At 75.3% G+C, this 16,244-nt stretch carries 15 protein-coding genes, 5 tRNA genes and 1 pseudogene; 14 read left to right on the forward strand and 7 right to left on the reverse strand.

Features of this window, described 5'->3' with window-relative positions; genetic code table 11:
- Window positions 1–54 precede the first annotated feature (54 nt).
- Genes GA0070562_RS12665 through GA0070562_RS12680 form a run of 4 tightly spaced genes read left to right on the forward strand, consistent with a single transcriptional unit; the run spans window position 55 to window position 4,244 of the window.
- Window positions 55–1,191 (forward strand): 8-amino-7-oxononanoate synthase, encoded by a 1,137-nt coding sequence (locus tag GA0070562_RS12665; protein WP_091420128.1) that lies wholly within the window; start codon window positions 55–57, stop codon window positions 1,189–1,191.
- The gene (gene bioD / locus GA0070562_RS12670; RefSeq protein WP_091420131.1) at window positions 1,188–1,919 is read left to right on the forward strand and encodes a dethiobiotin synthase; all 732 of its coding nucleotides are present in this window, start codon (window positions 1,188–1,190) and stop codon (window positions 1,917–1,919) included. The genes GA0070562_RS12665 and bioD overlap by 4 nt, the downstream gene beginning before the upstream one ends.
- 46 nt (window positions 1,920–1,965) lie before the next feature.
- On the forward strand, window positions 1,966–3,570 hold the full coding sequence (locus GA0070562_RS12675) for a sensor histidine kinase (protein WP_254663782.1): 1,605 nt from the start codon (window positions 1,966–1,968) through the stop codon (window positions 3,568–3,570).
- On the forward strand, window positions 3,567–4,244 hold the full coding sequence (locus GA0070562_RS12680; protein ID WP_091420133.1) for a response regulator transcription factor: 678 nt from the start codon (window positions 3,567–3,569) through the stop codon (window positions 4,242–4,244). The genes GA0070562_RS12675 and GA0070562_RS12680 overlap by 4 nt, the downstream gene beginning before the upstream one ends.
- A 15-nt stretch (window positions 4,245–4,259) precedes the next feature.
- On the opposite strand, the gene GA0070562_RS12685 is transcribed toward GA0070562_RS12680, so the two are convergent.
- From GA0070562_RS12685 to GA0070562_RS12700, 4 genes are all read right to left on the reverse strand, one after another.
- Window positions 4,260–4,973, reverse strand: a complete 714-nt coding sequence (locus GA0070562_RS12685; protein WP_217493422.1) for an ABC transporter permease subunit — start codon at window positions 4,971–4,973, stop codon at window positions 4,260–4,262.
- 103 nt (window positions 4,974–5,076) lie between these two features.
- A complete protein-coding gene (locus GA0070562_RS12690) occupies window positions 5,077–6,009 on the reverse strand; it encodes an ABC transporter ATP-binding protein (RefSeq protein ID WP_091420138.1) in 933 nt (310 codons plus the stop codon).
- A gap of 69 nt (window positions 6,010–6,078) precedes the next feature.
- On the reverse strand, window positions 6,079–7,242 hold the full coding sequence (locus GA0070562_RS12695) for a cytochrome P450 (RefSeq protein WP_091420141.1): 1,164 nt from the start codon (window positions 7,240–7,242) through the stop codon (window positions 6,079–6,081).
- A gap of 9 nt (window positions 7,243–7,251) precedes the next feature.
- Window positions 7,252–7,920: a class I SAM-dependent methyltransferase gene (locus GA0070562_RS12700; RefSeq protein ID WP_091420143.1), complete on the reverse strand. Its 669-nt coding sequence runs from the start codon at window positions 7,918–7,920 to the stop codon at window positions 7,252–7,254.
- Between the two features lie 190 nt (window positions 7,921–8,110).
- Here GA0070562_RS12700 and GA0070562_RS12705 point away from each other — a divergent pair, with 190 nt between their 5' ends.
- Window positions 8,111–8,941, forward strand: a complete 831-nt coding sequence (locus tag GA0070562_RS12705; protein ID WP_091420146.1) for a hypothetical protein — start codon at window positions 8,111–8,113, stop codon at window positions 8,939–8,941.
- Window positions 8,942–9,070: 129 nt separating this feature from the next.
- Here the strand turns inward: GA0070562_RS12705 and GA0070562_RS12710 are convergent, their stop codons facing one another.
- The gene (locus tag GA0070562_RS12710; RefSeq protein ID WP_091420285.1) at window positions 9,071–9,673 is read right to left on the reverse strand and encodes a TetR/AcrR family transcriptional regulator; all 603 of its coding nucleotides are present in this window, start codon (window positions 9,671–9,673) and stop codon (window positions 9,071–9,073) included.
- A gap of 272 nt (window positions 9,674–9,945) precedes the next feature.
- Here GA0070562_RS12710 and GA0070562_RS12715 point away from each other — a divergent pair.
- From GA0070562_RS12715 to GA0070562_RS12740, 6 genes are all read left to right on the forward strand, one after another.
- Window positions 9,946–10,018, forward strand: a tRNA-Gly gene (locus tag GA0070562_RS12715).
- A 34-nt stretch (window positions 10,019–10,052) separates the two neighbouring features.
- Window positions 10,053–10,123, forward strand: a tRNA-Cys gene (locus GA0070562_RS12720).
- Window positions 10,124–10,136: 13 nt separating this feature from the next.
- Window positions 10,137–10,211: transfer RNA gene (locus GA0070562_RS12725), tRNA-Val, on the forward strand.
- 112 nt (window positions 10,212–10,323) lie between these two features.
- Window positions 10,324–11,142, forward strand: coding sequence for an isocitrate lyase/PEP mutase family protein (locus GA0070562_RS12730; protein WP_091420148.1), 819 nt, complete (start codon window positions 10,324–10,326; stop codon window positions 11,140–11,142).
- Between the two features lie 129 nt (window positions 11,143–11,271).
- Window positions 11,272–12,711: a helix-turn-helix transcriptional regulator gene (locus GA0070562_RS12735; RefSeq protein WP_091420151.1), complete on the forward strand. Its 1,440-nt coding sequence runs from the start codon at window positions 11,272–11,274 to the stop codon at window positions 12,709–12,711.
- Window positions 12,712–12,806: 95 nt separating this feature from the next.
- Complete coding sequence (locus tag GA0070562_RS12740) at window positions 12,807–13,493, forward strand: hypothetical protein (protein ID WP_091420153.1); 687 nt, start codon at window positions 12,807–12,809, stop codon at window positions 13,491–13,493.
- 76 nt (window positions 13,494–13,569) lie between these two features.
- On the opposite strand, the gene GA0070562_RS12745 is transcribed toward GA0070562_RS12740, so the two are convergent.
- On the reverse strand, window positions 13,570–13,815 hold the full coding sequence (locus tag GA0070562_RS12745; protein WP_013284878.1) for a DUF6458 family protein: 246 nt from the start codon (window positions 13,813–13,815) through the stop codon (window positions 13,570–13,572).
- 159 nt (window positions 13,816–13,974) lie between these two features.
- Between GA0070562_RS12745 and GA0070562_RS12750 the strand changes: the two genes are divergently transcribed.
- The 3 genes from GA0070562_RS12750 (at window position 13,975) to GA0070562_RS12760 (ending at window position 15,944) form a co-directional block, all read left to right on the forward strand.
- Window positions 13,975–14,047: transfer RNA gene (locus GA0070562_RS12750), tRNA-Gly, on the forward strand.
- 11 nt (window positions 14,048–14,058) lie between these two features.
- Window positions 14,059–14,130, forward strand: a tRNA-Val gene (locus GA0070562_RS12755).
- Window positions 14,131–14,297: 167 nt separating this feature from the next.
- Entirely contained in the window at window positions 14,298–15,944 is a 1,647-nt protein-coding gene (locus tag GA0070562_RS12760; RefSeq protein WP_175438711.1) for a PKD domain-containing protein, read from the forward strand.
- A gap of 63 nt (window positions 15,945–16,007) precedes the next feature.
- Here the strand turns inward: GA0070562_RS12760 and GA0070562_RS12765 are convergent.
- Window positions 16,008–16,244, reverse strand: a pseudogene (locus tag GA0070562_RS12765) (hypothetical protein); the annotation flags it as partial.

The raw sequence follows: 16,244 nt of genomic DNA on the forward strand, positions 1-16,244 counted from the left end.
CGCCCCGCGGAAGCGTCCGGCGGGGGCGGGGAGTCGGCGGGAGGGGACGGCACGGTGGCGGACTGGCTGGCGGCCCTGGACCGCCGCGCCGAGCTGCGGGCCCGGGCGGGGCTGACCCGCACGCTGCGCCCCCGGGCCGCCGACGACGCCGTGGTCGACCTGGCTGGCAACGACTACCTCGGCCTGGCCGCCCATCCCGAGGTCACCGCCGCCGCCGCGACGGCCCTGTCCGCGTACGGGCTGGGCGCCACCGGGTCGCGTCTGGTGCGCGGGTCCACCGACGCGCACCACGCGCTCGAGGACGACCTGGCCGGCTGGCTCGGCGTCGACCGGGCGCTGGTGTTCTCCTCCGGCTACCTGGCCAACCTCGCCGCCGTCCGAGGGCTGACGCAGCCGCGTACGCTGCTCGTCTCCGACGCCCACAACCACGCCTCGCTGATCGACGGCTGCCGGATCTCCGGCGCCGAGACGCTCGTGACGCCGCACGCGGACGTCGCAGCGGTGGCCGCGGCGCTCGCCGCCGCGCCGGGCCGCCCGGCGGTGGTGGTGACCGAGTCGGTCTTCTCCGTCGACGGCGACCTGGCCCCGCTGGCGGAGCTGCACGCGGTGGCCCGCCGGCACGGCGCGCTGCTGCTCGTCGACGACGCGCACGCGCTCGGCGTCACCGGCCCGGCCGGCGCGGGCGGGGTGGCCGCCGCCGGGTTGGCCGGCGCGCCCGACGTGGTGGTCACCGCGACGCTGTCCAAGGCGCTCGGCGGGGCGGGCGGCGTGGTCGCCGGGCCGGCCGAGTTCGTCCGCCACCTGGTGGAGACCGGCCGCACGTTCATCTTCGACACCGCGCCGCCGCCCGCCGTGGTGGCCGGGGTCCGCGCCGCAGTGCGCCTGGCCCGCACCGGTGACGCGCTGCGCGCCGAGCTGGCCGACCGGGTCGCGGCGGCGGTGCGCCGGCTCGGCGGGGCCGGGCTGGCCGTGTCCGCCCCGGACGGCGCCGTGATCTCGGTGACCGCGCCCGGCCCGCAGGAGGCGACCGCGTGGGCCGCCGCCTGCCGGGACCGGGGCGTGGCGGTCGGCTGCTTCCGTCCCCCGTCCACGCCGGACAGCCGCTCCCGGCTGCGGCTCACCGTCAGCGCCGGGGTGGACCGGTCCGACTTCGACCGGGCCCTGGACGTGATCGTGGAGTGTGCGCCATGAGCTTCGGCGACGCCTGGACCGGGCCGGTGCTGGTGACCGGCACGGACACCGAGGTCGGCAAGACAGTGGTGACCGCCGCCGTCGCCGCCGCCGCGCAGGCGGCCGGCCTGCGGGTCGCCGTGGTCAAGCCCGGCCAGACGGGCACGGCGACAGGCGAGCCCGGCGACGTCGACTCGGTGACCCGGCTGGCCGCCCCGCTGACCGGCCGGACGCTGGCCAGCTACCCCGATCCGCTGGCCCCGCTGGCCGCGGCCCGGGTGGCGGAGCTGCCGCCGCTGGAGCTGTACAACGCGGTCGACGCCGTCCGCGAGGAGGCGGACAAGCACGACCTGGTGCTCGTCGAGGGCGCGGGCGGGCTGCTCGTACCGATGGGGTTGCGCCCGTCCGGCGAGCCGTGGACGGTGGCCGACCTGGCGGTGTCGCTCGGCGCGCCCGCGGTGGTGGTGGCGCGGGCCGGGCTCGGCACGCTCAACCACACCGCGCTCACGCTGGAGGCGCTGGAACGGCGGGCCGTCCCGGCCGGTGTGGTGATCGGCGCCTGGCCGACCGAACCGGAGCTGGTGCACTGGCTCAACCTGTCCGAGCTGCTGCCGAACCTGCTCGGCGCGGTGCCGGCCGGCGCGGGCGGGATGGACCCGGGCGTGTTCCGCCGGTCCGCGCCCGGCTGGCTCACCCCCGCCCTGTACGGCGTGCTGGACGACTGGCGGGCCTGGGCCGAGGAGACCTGACTTTCGTCGGTGCCCGGCCCGGCCGGACGTGGGTAGCGTGACCGCCGTGGAACCCCGCGAACACCAGCGCCGGGCCGGTGACCTGCTGCTCTGGGCCGTGCTCGCGGCACCCGTCGCGTACGGCCGGTTCACCCCGCCGCAGATCGGCGAGCTGCCGCCGCTGGCCGCCGCGCTGGCGCTGCTCGGCATGGCGGTGTGGATCGGGCGCCGGTGGCCGCTGGTCGCGGTGCTCGCGGTGGTGGCCGGCTCGCTCGTCGACGGCAACGTGGTGTTCGCCATCCCGGTCTTCGGCTACCTGGCCGGGCGGCGCAGTGACCGGGCCGCGCCGGCCGCTGCCGTCTTCGCCGCCATCGCGCTCACCGGCTCGGTGCTCAACCTCGGGCTGCTCGGCACCGAGCCGTCCACCTGGTTCCTGCTCTCCTCGGTGCTGCTGTTCGCCGGGGTGTTCCCCTGGCTGCTGGGCCGGCTGCGGCGGCAGCACCGCGCGCTCGCCGACGCCGGGCTGCGGCACGCGCAGGCCGAGCGCCGGGCCGAGGTCGAGCGGGTACGCCTGCGCGAGCGGGCCCGCATCGCCCAGGACATGCACGACTCGCTCGGCCACGACCTGAGCCTCATCGCGCTGCGGGCGGGCGCGCTGGAACTGGCGCCGGACCTGTCCCCGGCACACCGGGCGGCGGCCGGGGAGCTGCGGGCGAGCGTCGCCGCCGCCACCGAACGCCTGCACGACGTGATCGGCGTACTGCGCGAGGAACGCAGCCTGCGGCCGCCGGGGGAGACCGTCGCCGACGTGGTCGACGGCGCGCGCGACGCCGGGATGACAGTCGACCTGCGTACCGACGAGGCGGACCTGCCGCCGCTGCCCGCGCACGCCGTGCACCGGGTGGTCCGCGAGGCGCTCACCAACGCCGCCCGCTACGCCCCGGGCGCCCCGGTCACCGTCGAGGTGTCACACGACACCGATGCGGTGACCGTCGCGGTGGTGAACGCGCCGCCGCCGGCCGGTCCGCTGCCCGGACCGCCGTCGCACGGCTCCGGGTTGCTGGCGCTGCGCGAGCGGGTACGCCTCGCCGGCGGCGCCCTGGACGCCGGCCCGCGCGACGGCGGCTGGGCGGTCACCGCACGCGTCCCGCTGGACGGGCCGGACGCCGGGCTGCCCGCCACCGGCCTGCTCGACGGGGCGCGTGTCCCGCCCGGCCGGGCTGACGCCGGGGCGCCGGTCACCGGCCCGGCCGACGGAGCCGGTGACGGTGACGACGTCGCGGACGCCGACCCGCTCGCCGGTGCCGGCGTACCCCGGCGGGGTGAGCCCGGGGACGCGGCCCGGCGGCTGCGGGAGGCCCGGCGGCGGGTGCGGCGCAGCCTGCTCGTCGCGATCGGCGCGCCCGCCGGGCTCGCACTGGTGCTGGCGCTCGTCTACTACCCGCTCGCCACGGCCGGCGCCGTCCTGGACCGGGCCGGCTACGAACGGCTGCGGCTGGGTGAGCCGCGTGACGCGCTCGGGCTGCCCCGCCGCCAGGCCGACCCGCCCGCGACCGGCGCCGTGCCGGGCTGCGAGTTCTACACCGACGGCAACTTCCCGTTCGCCCAGGCGACCTGGCGGCTCTGCTTCGCCGACGGGCGGCTGGTCAGCAAGGAGCAGATCGCACCATGAGCGACGACCACGACCGTCCGCTGCGGGTGGTGCTCGCCGACGACGAGGCCCTGGTCCGGGCCGGGGTCCGGGCGATCCTGGCCGCCGACCCCGGCATCGAGGTGGTCGGCGAGGCGGGCGACGGCCTCGCGGCGGTGGAACTGGTCCGCGCGCACCGGCCCCGGGTGGCGCTGCTGGACATCCGGATGCCCCGCTGCGACGGGCTCAGCGCCGCCGCGCAGATCCGCCGGCTGGTGCCGGAGACGGCGGCGGTCATGCTCACCACGTTCGGCGACGACGACCTGATCGCCCGCGCGCTCGGCCACGGCGCCTCCGGGTTCCTGCTCAAGTCCGGTGACCCGCGCGAACTGCTGGCCGGGGTGCGGGCGGTGGCCGACGGCGGGGCGTACCTGTCGCCGCGGGTGGCCCGCCGGGTGATCGAGCTGAGCGGGGGCAAGCTCGCCCGGGGCCCGTACGCGCGGGACCGGCTGGCCGGGCTGACCGACCGGGAACGCGACGTGCTGGCGCTGGTCGGGGCGGGACTGTCCAACGCCGAGATCGCCCGCCGGCTGTACTTGGTCGAGGGCACCGTGAAGAGCTACCTGACCAGCATCTTCACCCGGCTGGACGTGCGCAACCGGGTGCAGGCGGCGATCCTCGCGTACGAGGCGGGGCTGGTCCCGCCCGCCGGCTGACCAGCCCCGCCCCGCTCAGGCGTCGCGTCGCGCCAGTGCCCACCGGCCCAGCGCCAGCGCGGCGGCGGTCCAGGCGGCGAGCACCAGAAGCCCCGCCGCCGCCGGGTACGGCTCGGTGTCCCCGGCCAGGAAGTGGTTGCCCGCCACGCCGGGGAACGCGTCGGCGATCCGGGTGAGCACCGTGATGTCCGGCTCCTGCAACGACAGCGGCACGATCATCAGTAGCGCGAACAGCACGGTCAGGGCCAGCACCGCGCCGCGCAGCGCCGCCGCCAGGCCGAGCGCCAGCACACCGATCAGCGCCAGGTACGCCGCGGCGGCGACCACGTCGGCCACCGTGCCGCCCAGCGGGGCGCGGCCCCACTCGCCCAGCACCGGCCGGGCCGTCACCGCGCCGACAGTGCCGAGCAGCAGCCCGAGGCCGAACGTCACCGCGCCCACCACCACCGCCTTGGCCGCCAGCACCCGCCCCCGCGACGGGGTGCACCGCAGCGTGGTGCGGATCGTGCCGGTGGTGAACTCGCTGGTGATCGCGAACAGGCCGAGCGCCAGCACCACGTACTGGGTCAGCTCCAGCGACCCGGCCACGATCTCGCCGACACCCACCACGCCCGGGTTGTTCGCCGGGTCGTCGTCGGTGTTGGCGTTGCGCGCGTAGATGGCGAGCTGGGCGCTGGTGGCCGCCATGGTCAGCACCGCCGCGAGCAGCGTCCACCAGGTGGAGCGCACCGACCAGAGTTTCGTCCACTCGGCGGCCACCGCCCCGGCGAGCGGATGTCCGGCAGGGCGGGCCGGGCGGTCCGCCGGGCCGGGTCGAGCGTGGACTGTGCGGTCATCGGGTTCCACCTCCGGTCGCGCCGGCGGCGTACTCCACGCTGTCGGCGGTCAGCTCCAGGAACGCCTCCTCCAGGGAGGGGGCGACGGGGGCCAGCTCGTGCAGGCGTACCCCCATCTCGTGCGCCAGGTCGCCGACCCGGCCGGCGGTGCTGCCGGCGACGGACATCCCGCCCCCGTCGGTGGTGACAGTCGCGCCCTCGGCGGCGAGCCGGTCGCCGAGCGCGGCGAGCGCGGCCGGCTCGGGCCCGCGTATCCGGACCGACGCGGCGGGCCGGGCGGCGATCAGCTCGGCCAGCGGCGCGTCGGCCACCAGTCGGCCGCGCCCCATCACCACGACCCGGTCGGCGGTCTGCTGCATCTCGCTCATCAGGTGGCTGGAGACGAGGACGGTGCGTCCCTCGTCGGCGAGGCGGCGGGTGAACCCGCGGATCCACCGCACCCCGTCCGGGTCGAGTCCGTTGACCGGCTCGTCGAGCAGCAGCACCGGCGGGTCGCCGAGCAGCGCGCCGGCGATGCCGAGCCGCTGACCCATGCCCAGCGACAGCGCCCGGCCCGGCTTGCCGGCGGCGCGGGCGTCCAGGCCGACCAGGTCGAGCACCTCGGTCACCCGCCGGGCCGGTACGCCGTTGCTGCGCGCCATCGCCCGCAGGTGCGCCACGCCGGAGCGGGCCGGGTGCACGCCTGTCGCGTCGAGCAGCGCGCCGACCTCGTGCAGCGGGTGTCGCAGCGTGCGGTAGTCCCGCCCGTTGACCAGGGACTGCCCGGCGGTGGGCCGGTCCAGGCCGAGCACCATCCGCATGGTGGTGGACTTGCCGGCGCCGTTCGGGCCGAGGAACCCGGTGACCTGCCCGGGGCGGATCTCGACGGTCAGGTCGTCGACGGCTGTCACGTCGCCGAACCGTTTCGTCAACGCGCGAATTGTGATCATGCGGCGACGCTATGGGCCGGCGGGGGTGCCGCACCGCCGTCGAACGGCAGCGGCCGACACTGACTTTCGTCAGGTGCGACGGACCACGAACGCGTCCGGCATCCGGAAGGTGAGGTTGTCCGGGCACCACGGTGGACGCACCACCGTCACGCCGTCGAGCAGCGCGGTGGCCTCGGCGACCACCACGGCGGCCTCCATCCGGGCCAGCTGCGCGCCGACGCAGCGGTGCGGCCCGGCGCCGAACGCCAGGTGCCGCCGCGAGCCGGGCTGCCCGGGACGGAACTCGCCCGGCGCGTCGACCACGGCCGGGTCGCGCCCGGCACGGGCCAGCCACGCGACCACGCTGGTGCCCGCCGGTACGGGCACCTCGCCGAGCGTCGTGTCGACGGCTGCCACCCGCCGCCAGGTGACGATCGGCGGCTCCAGCCGCAGCCCTTCCTCGACCACGTCGTCCACGCCGATCTCACCGGCGCGCAGCCCGGCCCGTACCGCCGGTTCGCCGGACAGCCGGTGCAGCAGCAGGGTGAGGAACTGCGAGGTGGTCTCCTGACCGGCGATCAGCAGGAAGAACAGCGCCCCGACGACCACGTCGGGGGAGTGCCCGGCCTCGCGCAGCCGCGCGGCGAGCCCGCCCCCGGTCGCGGCGAACTCGCGCAGCACGGTGTGGAACCGGCCCACCTCGGCGGCGAGCGCCAGTTGCCGGGCGGAGTCGAGCGGCGCCCAGAACAGCTCCAGCGCGGCGCGGGCGAAGTCCTTCACCGCGCCGACCGGCGCGTCCGGCAGCTCGACCAGCCGGGCCAGCACCAGCAGCGGCAGGTCGGCGGCGAGACCCGCGTACAGGTCGACCGGGCGGCCCGCGTCCAGCGCCGCCGCCAGCCCGGCCACCCGCTCCCGGATCAGCCCGGTCAGCCACTGCCGCTGGGCGGCCACCCGGTGCGGGTGCAGCGCGTCGGCGACGATGCCGCGGATCTCCGGGTGGCCGGCGCCGCCGTTGTTCGCCAGCGTGGGCGGCAGCCGGAACCGGTGCCCGGCGAGCACCCGCAGCGCCGCCACCGGGATCGGGGTGACCGCGTCGAGCGCGTTGTCCGGCCGGAACGTCACCGGGTCGGTGAGGATCTGGCGGACGAGCGCGTGCCGGGTCACCACCAGGTGCGGCACGCCGACGTGGTCGACGACGGTGGCCGTGTCGGGCCACTGTCCGTCGACGGACTCCCCCCAGCCCCGGAACAGCACGCGGTAACGCTAGCGACGGGCGCCCGGCGGGTTCGGGTCCAGCTCCCACACGGTGGTGTGCTTCACCCGTACGCTCTCCAGCGCCTCGGACACCGGCACCTCGTACGCGGCCAGCTCGTGGAACCGTTCGCGGGGCAGGAACGCCCGGCCCGGGTCGCCCACCAGGACGCGGGCGCCGGCGCGGGCGGCCCGGAGCAGGAAGCGCAGCATCCGGCGGGCCATCGCCTCGCTGTAGAAGACGTCCCCGGCCAGCACCACCTCGGCGTCACCGGCGTCGGAGTCGAGGACGTCGCCGAGCTCGGCGTCGACGCGTACCCCGTTGGCCTCGGCGTTGAGCGCGACGGCGGCCACGGCCCGCTCGTCCACCTCGACCGCCCGGGCGGCGGCGGCGCCGGCGCGGGCGGCGGCGATGGCGACCAGGCCGGAGCCGGAGGCCAGGTCGAGCACCCGGCGGCCGGCGACCACCTCGGGGTGGTCGGTGACGTAGCGGGCCAGACCCTGCCCGCCGGCCCAGGCGAACGCCCAGAACGGCGGTGGCTGGGAGCTGCGGAACTCGCCCTCGGTCAGCTCCCACAGGCCGATCGGCTCGTCGGCCTGGTGCAGCAGCACCTCGGGGACGAACGCCACCGGGGCGAGGCGGGCGTGCAGCCGGACGAACGCGGCGGACAGCTCGGACACCGGAGAATTGTGTCCCACCCGGCTTCCGGGCCCGCATCCCGGGCGTGTCGCGGCGGGGCCGTGACCGGTTCACCACGCTCGGTGAAACAGCCCTCGTGTTGTGGCGTTGGATGCGAACACGCCCGTCTACCGGCGTGCCCGGTGCGCTCCTAGCGTTGCCTGTGGACACGACCGAGGGTGAGGAGGCCTGGTGAGCGGGTGGCGGCACGCGCTGCGGATCGGACTGGTGCTGACCTTCGTGGCCGGGACCGGGTACGGCGGAGCCCTGCCGGCGCGGGCGGCGGCGGCCTTCTCCACCGAGTTGAGCGGCCTGCCGGACGAGTTCACCGCCGGGAACCGGGTGGAGACGTTGTCCGCCGTGGTGTCCCGCTCCGACGGGGGCGGCTGTGTCAAGGTGCGCTGGTCGATGCTGGTGCGGGTGCAGGGCCTGCGGCTGGACCAGCTCAAGGTGGACCGGGTGGAGGACAGCGGATCGTTCCCGCTGGAGATCCGCACCGAGGGAGACACCGCCCGGCTCACCGACCGGCAACTCGACCCGGGTGTGCTCTGCCCCGGCCGTACCGTGACCGCTCGCTACCGGGTGGCGTTCGCCGAGGACGTCGGGCGCGGCCGGGTGAGTTTCGCCGCCGAGGCGTACGACCCGCAGTTGCGGCTGCTGGCCCGGCGGACCGCCTCCCGTGAGGTGGTGGGGGAGGAGGAGGCTTCGCCGACACCGGCACCCACCAGCGCGGAGCCCACCGAGACCCCGACCGGCGAGCCGTCCACCGAGGCGCCCGACGAGGAGCCCACCGACGAGCCGACCGACGCCGCGGTGGTGGAGCCTCCGGCACCGGGTGGCGTGGCCGGGCGGCCGGTGGCGGACAGCGGCGGATTCGGGCTGGTGCAGGCCGCGTTTCTGCTCGGCGGGCTGCTGCTGTTCCTCGGCGCCGGTCTGCTGCTGCGGATGCGCCGCCTGCTGCGCCCCGCCGCCGACCCCGAACTCCCGCGCTCCTTCGACCGCCCCCGTCCTCGCTGGCACTGACGCCCTGCCCCAGGGTCTTCCCCGGTGATCAAGGAGTTTGGGTCTCCGCCAGGGCCGTTCCGGGACGCAAAGTCCTTGATCAACGGCGCGAGGGCGGCCGGTGCGGACAGGGGGAGTGGATGCGGGCAGTCAGTCGAGCTGGCTGGGCTCCAGGCCCAGCTCCCTGGCGGCCACCAGGCGGATCCACTCGGCGATCTGCCGGCGGGTGATCACCCGCTCGTGCACCGCGAGCTGGACCGCCAGCCCGTCCATCACCGCGCTGATCCGCCAGGCCGCGCCGGCCGGGTCGGGGCAGTCGAACGTGCCCTCGGCGACCCCGGCGGTGATCACCGCGGCCAGGTCCTGCCGCCACCGCAGGTCGAGGCGGCGGGAGAGCTTCTCCAACTCCGGCGTACGCAGCGACTCCGCCCAGCCGTCGATCCACATCGACCAGGAGGTGGCCCGGCCGGTCGGCGCGTAGAGGCGCAGCATCCGGCGCAGCTTCGCCAGCGGCGGGGCGGAGGAGCGCAGCACCGCGTCGAGGCGGGCCAGATCCTGCTCGACCGCGTACGCGAAGGCCTGCGCGAGCAGGCGGTCCTTCGTCGCGAAGTGGTAGAAGACGAGCGCCTGGCTGACCCCGGCGGCCTCGGCCACGTCCGCGGTGCGGGTGTTGGCGAGCCCTCGCTCCGCGATCACCTCGCAGGCCGTACGCAGCAGCGCGTCCAGGCGGATCTCGGCGGCTCGTCTCGTCACGGCGTTACGGTAACCCATCCGTATGACCACGGGGAGTTACCGAGGCGGCCGGTCGGCGGCAGGACAGTCGGATGCCGGACACTCGGCTCGCCGAGCGGATTCCGCAGGTCGCGGCCCTGCCTGCCGACCCGGAGGCCAGCCACCCAGGTTCCTAGGAAACCTGTGGGGTGGGGCGGCGGCCACAGCCGGACGCGCCGGAAGGGGACCCGATTTGGCAACCGTTCCGAGCTCGGCTAAAGTTCTCATCCGTCACCGGATAACACCGGGGGCGTGCGGACGTAGCGCAGCTGGTAGCGCATCACCTTGCCAAGGTGAGGGTCGCGGGTTCGAATCCCGTCGTCCGCTCGGAGATGCCGCCACGCAGTTCGGGGGCAACCTCGGTGGAGTGGCCGAGAGGCGAGGCAACGGCCTGCAAAGCCGTGTACACGGGTTCAAATCCCGTCTCCACCTCGGCATTAGACGAGGGCGATTGGCGCAGTGGGAGCGCGCTTCCTTGACACGGAAGAGGTCACTGGTTCAAACCCAGTATCGCCCACCAGCGGAAAGGCCGTGTCGATCATTCGACACGGCCTTTCTCGTCGTCATCGATCAGTCCAGTGCCGCGCCGCTGGCCATTGCCGCGGCCGGAGCACCCCGCCCAGACTGGCCCGGTGGACGATCAGCAGACCCGAGCCCGGCAGTTCCGCGCCCTGCACCTGCCCGGTGAACCACTGATCCTGGTCAACGCCTGGGACGCGCTGAGCGCCCGGATCGTCGCCGCGGCCGGCGCCCGGGCGGTCGCGACCACGAGCGCCGGGGTCGCGTGGAGCCGAGGCGCCCCGGACGGCGACGCGCTCGCCCGGGACACCGCCGTCGACGTCATCCGCCGGGTGGCCGGCGCGGTCGGCGTACCGGTCACCGCCGACATCGAATCCGGGTACGGCGACAGCCCCGAAGAGGTCGCCGAGACGATCACCGCAGTGCTCGCGGCCGGGGCCGTCGGCGTCAACGTGGAGGACTCCCGGCACGACGGCGGAGACCCGCTGCGCCCGGTCGACGAGCAGGTCGCCCGGCTGGCCGCCGTCCGGACCGCCGCCGACCGCGCCGGCATCCCGCTGTACGTCAACGCGCGGGTGGACACCTGTCTGCGCCGGGCCGGCGGCGTACCCGAGACGGTCGCGCGCGCCGAGGCGTACCTGGCGGCCGGCGCGGACGGGATCTTCGTACCCGGAACCGTGGAACCGGAGACGGTGGCCGCGCTGGCGGCGGCGATCCCGGCGCCGCTGAACGTGCTGGCCGGGCCGGGCGCGCCGCCGATCGCCGAGCTGGCCGCGCTCGGTGTGGCCCGGGTGAGCATCGGACCGGCGGTGGCCGAGGCCGCGTACGCGGTGGCCCAGCGGGCGGCGGCGGAGGTGCTCGGCGCCGGGACGTACGGCGCGCTCGCCGGCGGGCTCGACTTCGACGCGCTGAACGAGCTGATGCGGAGCTGACCCGGACGGCGCATCGACCGCGGGGCGGGGTACCGGGTTGAATGGTCTGGTGGCCGCCGTCGCGCATCCGATCCGGGAAACCGCCGATCGGCGGCCGGGTGCCGGGTCGCCCCGGCGGGGGAGCCGCGGGTGACCGCCTCCGTCCGCCCGATGCCCGCGCTGCTGGGCCTGCCCGTCGTCACGGGGGCCACGGCGGGGGCGTGCGTCGTCGCGCTCGCCGGCCTGGGTGCGGCCGGTCACGGCGGCTTCGCGACCGAGCCGGCCGGCACTCTCGCCCTGGCCGTGGCGGCAGTGGCCGCGGCAGTCGCCGCGTCCCGGCTCGCCCGGTCGGGCCACCGCGCCGCCGGGCGGCTGGCGGCCGGGCTCGCCGCGTCGCTGCTGGCGTACCTGGGGTTCGCCGTCCTGGCGGTGGCCACCGTCGCGGCCGGGCACCGGTGGGCCGGTCCGGCCGTCGCGGCGTGGAACTCGGCGTGGATCCCGCCGCTCGCGCTCCTGCAACTGACCGCCTCGGCCGCCGTCCGCACCGGCACTGTCACCCCGAAGGCGCACCGGTACGTGGGTCTCGTCCTCGGTGCGGCCACGCTCGTCAACGCGCTGCTGACGACGGCGACCGAGCCGTTCGACGGGCTGCCGACGATCGCGGGGGAGTCCTGGCGTACCGCGTTCGCCCCGGTCGGCGCCGCCGTCACCCTGCTGGGCGTGGCGGCGTTGCTCCTGCTGCCGGTGACGCTCTGGCGGGCCGCCCTCGGCTCGCACCACACCGTGCGGGCGCGGCTCGGCGTGGCCGCCGCGGCCACCACCGCGGCGCCGTTGACTGTCGTCTTCTGCCTGCTCCTCGCGATCGCCCGCGCCCCCGGTGACGTCGAGCCGTCGCTGGGCTCGGTCGCGTTCCTGGTGGCCCTGTCCGGCACCGCCGTGTTCGCCGTGGCCTGCGCGGTCACCGCCGCGCGGGGCGCCACCGAGCCTCGCCGGGTCGGCACTGTGGTGCGCGCCACCGGCCTGGCCGCCGCGGCCCTCCTGGTCGTCGGCGTCGGCACGCTCGCCGCCGCTCCGGGCTCGTCCCTGGGCCCGACCTCGGTCGCCCTGGTCGTGTCCGCGCTGACGGTCGTGGTGGGTGGCGGGGCGTGGGCCGGCACCGGCCGGCTGGCGGCGTTACTCACCGCCGCGCCGGCAGTGTCGGTGGCAGCGCCGGTGACGCCGCGAGGCGGCGCGGAGGGTACGTCGGTAGGCGACGCGCCACCGGACGCCTCCGGTGCGGCGGTGCATGCCCCGGCGTCGGCCGGCGCGGGAGTGCCTGCCCCGGCGTCGGCCGGTGCGGTTCCGGCATCGGTCGGTCCGGTTCCGGCATCGGTCGGAGGGCTGACGGCGCGCGAGCGTGAGGTGCTCGCCGCGCTCGCCGAAGGCGCCAGCAACGCCGGGATCGCGGCGCAGCTCGTGGTCTCCGAGCGCACCGTCGACGCCCACCTGCGCGCCATCTTCGTCAAGCTCGACCTGACCCCGGGCGGCGACACGAACCGGCGGGTACGGGCGGCGCGGATCTGGCTGGAGCACGCACGACAGCGGCGCTGATCAGGGCTTTCCCGAAGATAGGTGTTGAGGCCGATGCCCGGGCCGGTGGTGTCTCGGCACGGTGGGGCGACACCCGATCGACGGAGGCTCCCACCGTGCCCGTACCGAACACCGTGCCCGTACCGAAGCTGCGCCGCGCCGCGCTCGTGGCGCTTTTCGTCCTGCTCCTGGTGGCCCTGGCCGGCCGTACCCTGTTCATGTTGTGGGAGCCGCCGTTCGACGGCGCGATCCACTACGACGACGTACGCGATCTGGGGTCCGCGTACTGGCCCATGAACATCTACCTGGGCGGGCCCGCGTACGCCGTCTCCTGGATCGCCGCGGCGGTGTTCATCGTCGGTCTCGCCCGTGGCCGCGCGGGCGTGCTGAACCTGGTGGGGGCCTTCCTGGCCGGCCTCGGCGGTGTGGTGTTCGCGCTGGCGATCACCGCGGAGGTGCTGCCGTTCGCCTACGCCGCCGACCCGGCCGTCCTGTCGGAGCAGGAGGGACGCGCGTTGTTCGACGTGTTCAACGACCAACTGGACGGACTGCTCCCGGCAATCCTCGGCAGCCAGGTGGCGATCGTCCTCGGCATGGTCCTGGCGCTCGCCGGGATCCTGATCGGCCGGACCATGCCGCGCCCGCTGGTCGTCGCCGGGCTCGTCTACGTCGTGGCGTTCGTGCTGGTCCCGCAGGACGCCGGTCGCGCGGTGGTCGTCGTGAGCTACCTGCTCCAGGTGGCGCTCGTCGCCGCGATCGGCTGGTACGGGCTGCGCGCCGCCACCGCCGACGAGCGCCCGTAGCAGAACGAGCCGGCCGGATCGGGTGATCCGGCCGGCCCGATCCGGGACCGATCAGCTCCGTCGGCCCCGGTCGCTGTCACATCGGCGGGGCGACGTCCCGGCGCTCCTCGACCCGGCGGTACTCCACCGGCTGCTCGGCGGTGGTGGTGACCACCTGGCGACGACGGCCCCACACCAGCGTGGTCATGATCAGGCCGAGGACGCCGGCCGCCATCAGGATCCAGCCGACGACGTCGAGGTCGACCCCGCCGACGCTGGCGTTGAGCGCGAACGTGAGGATCGCGCCGACCGCGATCAGGAAAATGCTCGTACCGATACCCACGACAGCCTCCTTCGGGGGGATGGTTGTGCTGTCACCGGCCTCAGTACCCCGGCGGCGTGCAGCGCAACCACACGGCCACCGGGTGCGGCGGGGGCCTGCCGCACGGCGATCTTGGCATCGGGTAGAGTTCACCCCGTCGCCGGCGCGAACCGGCGGCACGCGGACGTAGCGCAGCTGGTAGCGCATCACCTTGCCAAGGTGAGGGTCGCGGGTTCGAATCCCGTCGTCCGCTCGCGATTGCCCGGGCGATTGGCGCAGTGGGAGCGCGCTTCCTTGACACGGAAGAGGTCACTGGTTCAAACCCAGTATCGCCCACCGAGAGTCACCCTCACCGCCCGCCGGCGCCGCCGGTCGATCGGCGGACGCATCCCACCGGACGGTCCGTACCGGCCACATCGGTCACCCGGCTCCACCGTGCGGGTTATTCAGCCGCTGCCACCGCGCGTGTCACTGTGATGCCCGATGCGCAGGGAGGCGGTCACATGCACATGATCGAGCGGGGACGGTGGCGGCGGACGGCCGCCCGGTTAGGGGCGGCGACAGTCGTCGCGGCGGCCGGGGTGACGGTCTCGGCCGCGCCCGCGCAGGCCACCGCGACGCGGACGGCGGCGTTCTTCAGCATGGACGAGCCGGCGTCGTCGACGGTCCTGACCGACTACAGCGGCAACGGCCGCCACGGCACGATCGGCGGCGAGGTGGTCACCGGCGCGCTCTACGCCGGGGCGACCGGCCACCGCTTCGCCACCCACCTGCCCACCGACCAGGAGTACGTCCCGGGCCACGTCGACCTGGTGCCGCACAGCACCGACTTCAACCCGGACGCCGGGGACTTCTCGGTGACCATCCGCTACCGGACCACGTACTCCTTCGGCAACATCCTCCAGAAGGGACAGGGCAACACGGCCGGCGGCTACTGGAAGTTCGAGGCGCCGAACGGCAAGCCGAAGTGCCTGTTCCGGGGCGCGGACGGCGCCTCCCGTACCGGCTACACGGACGTGCCGATCTCCGACGGCCAGTGGCACACGGTCACCTGCAACCGCACCTCCGCGTACGTGGAGATGTACGTCGACGGCGTGCGGACCAGCCGCCTCAACGGGCCGACCGGCACCATCGCTAACACCTGGCCGCTGTCCGCCGGCGGCAAGAGCCAGTGCGACGGTACGAAGGTCACCTGCGACTACTTCGCCGGCGACATCGACTACGTGAAGATCCTGAAGGGATCGGGCGGCCCGGCCAACCAGGCGCCGGTGGCAGCGCTGACGCCGACCTGCTCCGGACTGGTGTGCACGTTCTCCGGCGCGGCCTCCACCGACGCCGACGGCGCGATCCAGGACCACAGCTGGAACTTCGGCGACGGGGACTCCACCGGCACCGCCTCCGTACCGACCACGTCGCACACGTACGCGGCCGCCGGCACCTACCCGGTCACGCTCACCGTCACCGACGACCGGGGCGCCACCGGCACCGCGACCGTCGACGTGACAGTGGCGCCCGTACCGGAGCGGATCTCGTTCGTCGGCCAGGCCACCGCGAACGCCAACTGGACCAGCCACACGGTCACCGTCCCGGCGGGCGTGCAGGCCGGTGACACGCTGCTGCTCCTGCTCAGCCAGAACACGCACACCGGCACCGGCGAGCCGACCGGGGTGAGCGGCTGGACCAGGCTCGACCGGCTCGACGGCGGCTTCGCCACCACCACCGCATGGTGGAAGACGGCGAGTGCGGGTGACGCCGGAACGGCGGTCCGGGTGACACTGGACAGTCAGGCGAAGGGCAACCTGGTGCTGGCCGCGTACCGGGGGGTCGCCCCGGTCGCGCCCGTCTTCGCCAGGGCCACCGACCCGGCGAGCACCGCCACCCGGATCACCCCGTACGCGCCGGTGACCGCCGCACAGAGCTGGGCCGTGTCGTACTGGCTGCACGGCGACAGCACCTCCACCGCGCTCACCCCGCCGTCCGGCGTGGCGGTGCGCAGCAACACCTCGCAGACCGGCGGCGGCCGGGTGACCGGCCTGCTCGCCGACTCGGCGAGCAGCGTGCCGACCGGCAGCTACGGCGGACTCACCGCCACCGGCGCCGCGGCCAGCACGACCACCACCACGTGGACGTTCGTCCTGCCCCCGGCCTGACCCATCGGGTACGCGAGAAGGCCGGCACCCCGGGTTCGGGGTGCCGGCCTTTCACTGTCTTGCTTACTTGTTCCAGTGCTGGGCGACGAGGTCGGCGGCCTGCTGCTCCCACTGGGCGTAGTGGTCCGGGTAGGCCGAGACCTGGACGGTCTGGGCGGCCTTGGTCAGCGGCATGTCCTGCCAGCCGTCGACCTGCTTCAGACCCTTCAGAAACGCCGTGGTCGAGTACTCGGGGTCGGTGATCTGCTCCACCGTGCCCCACCCGCTGGACGGACGCTGCTGGAACAGGCCCTGCGAGTC

This window comes from Micromonospora tulbaghiae (assembly GCF_900091605.1).
In the GTDB taxonomy this organism is placed as follows: Bacteria; Actinomycetota; Actinomycetes; order Mycobacteriales; family Micromonosporaceae; genus Micromonospora; species Micromonospora tulbaghiae.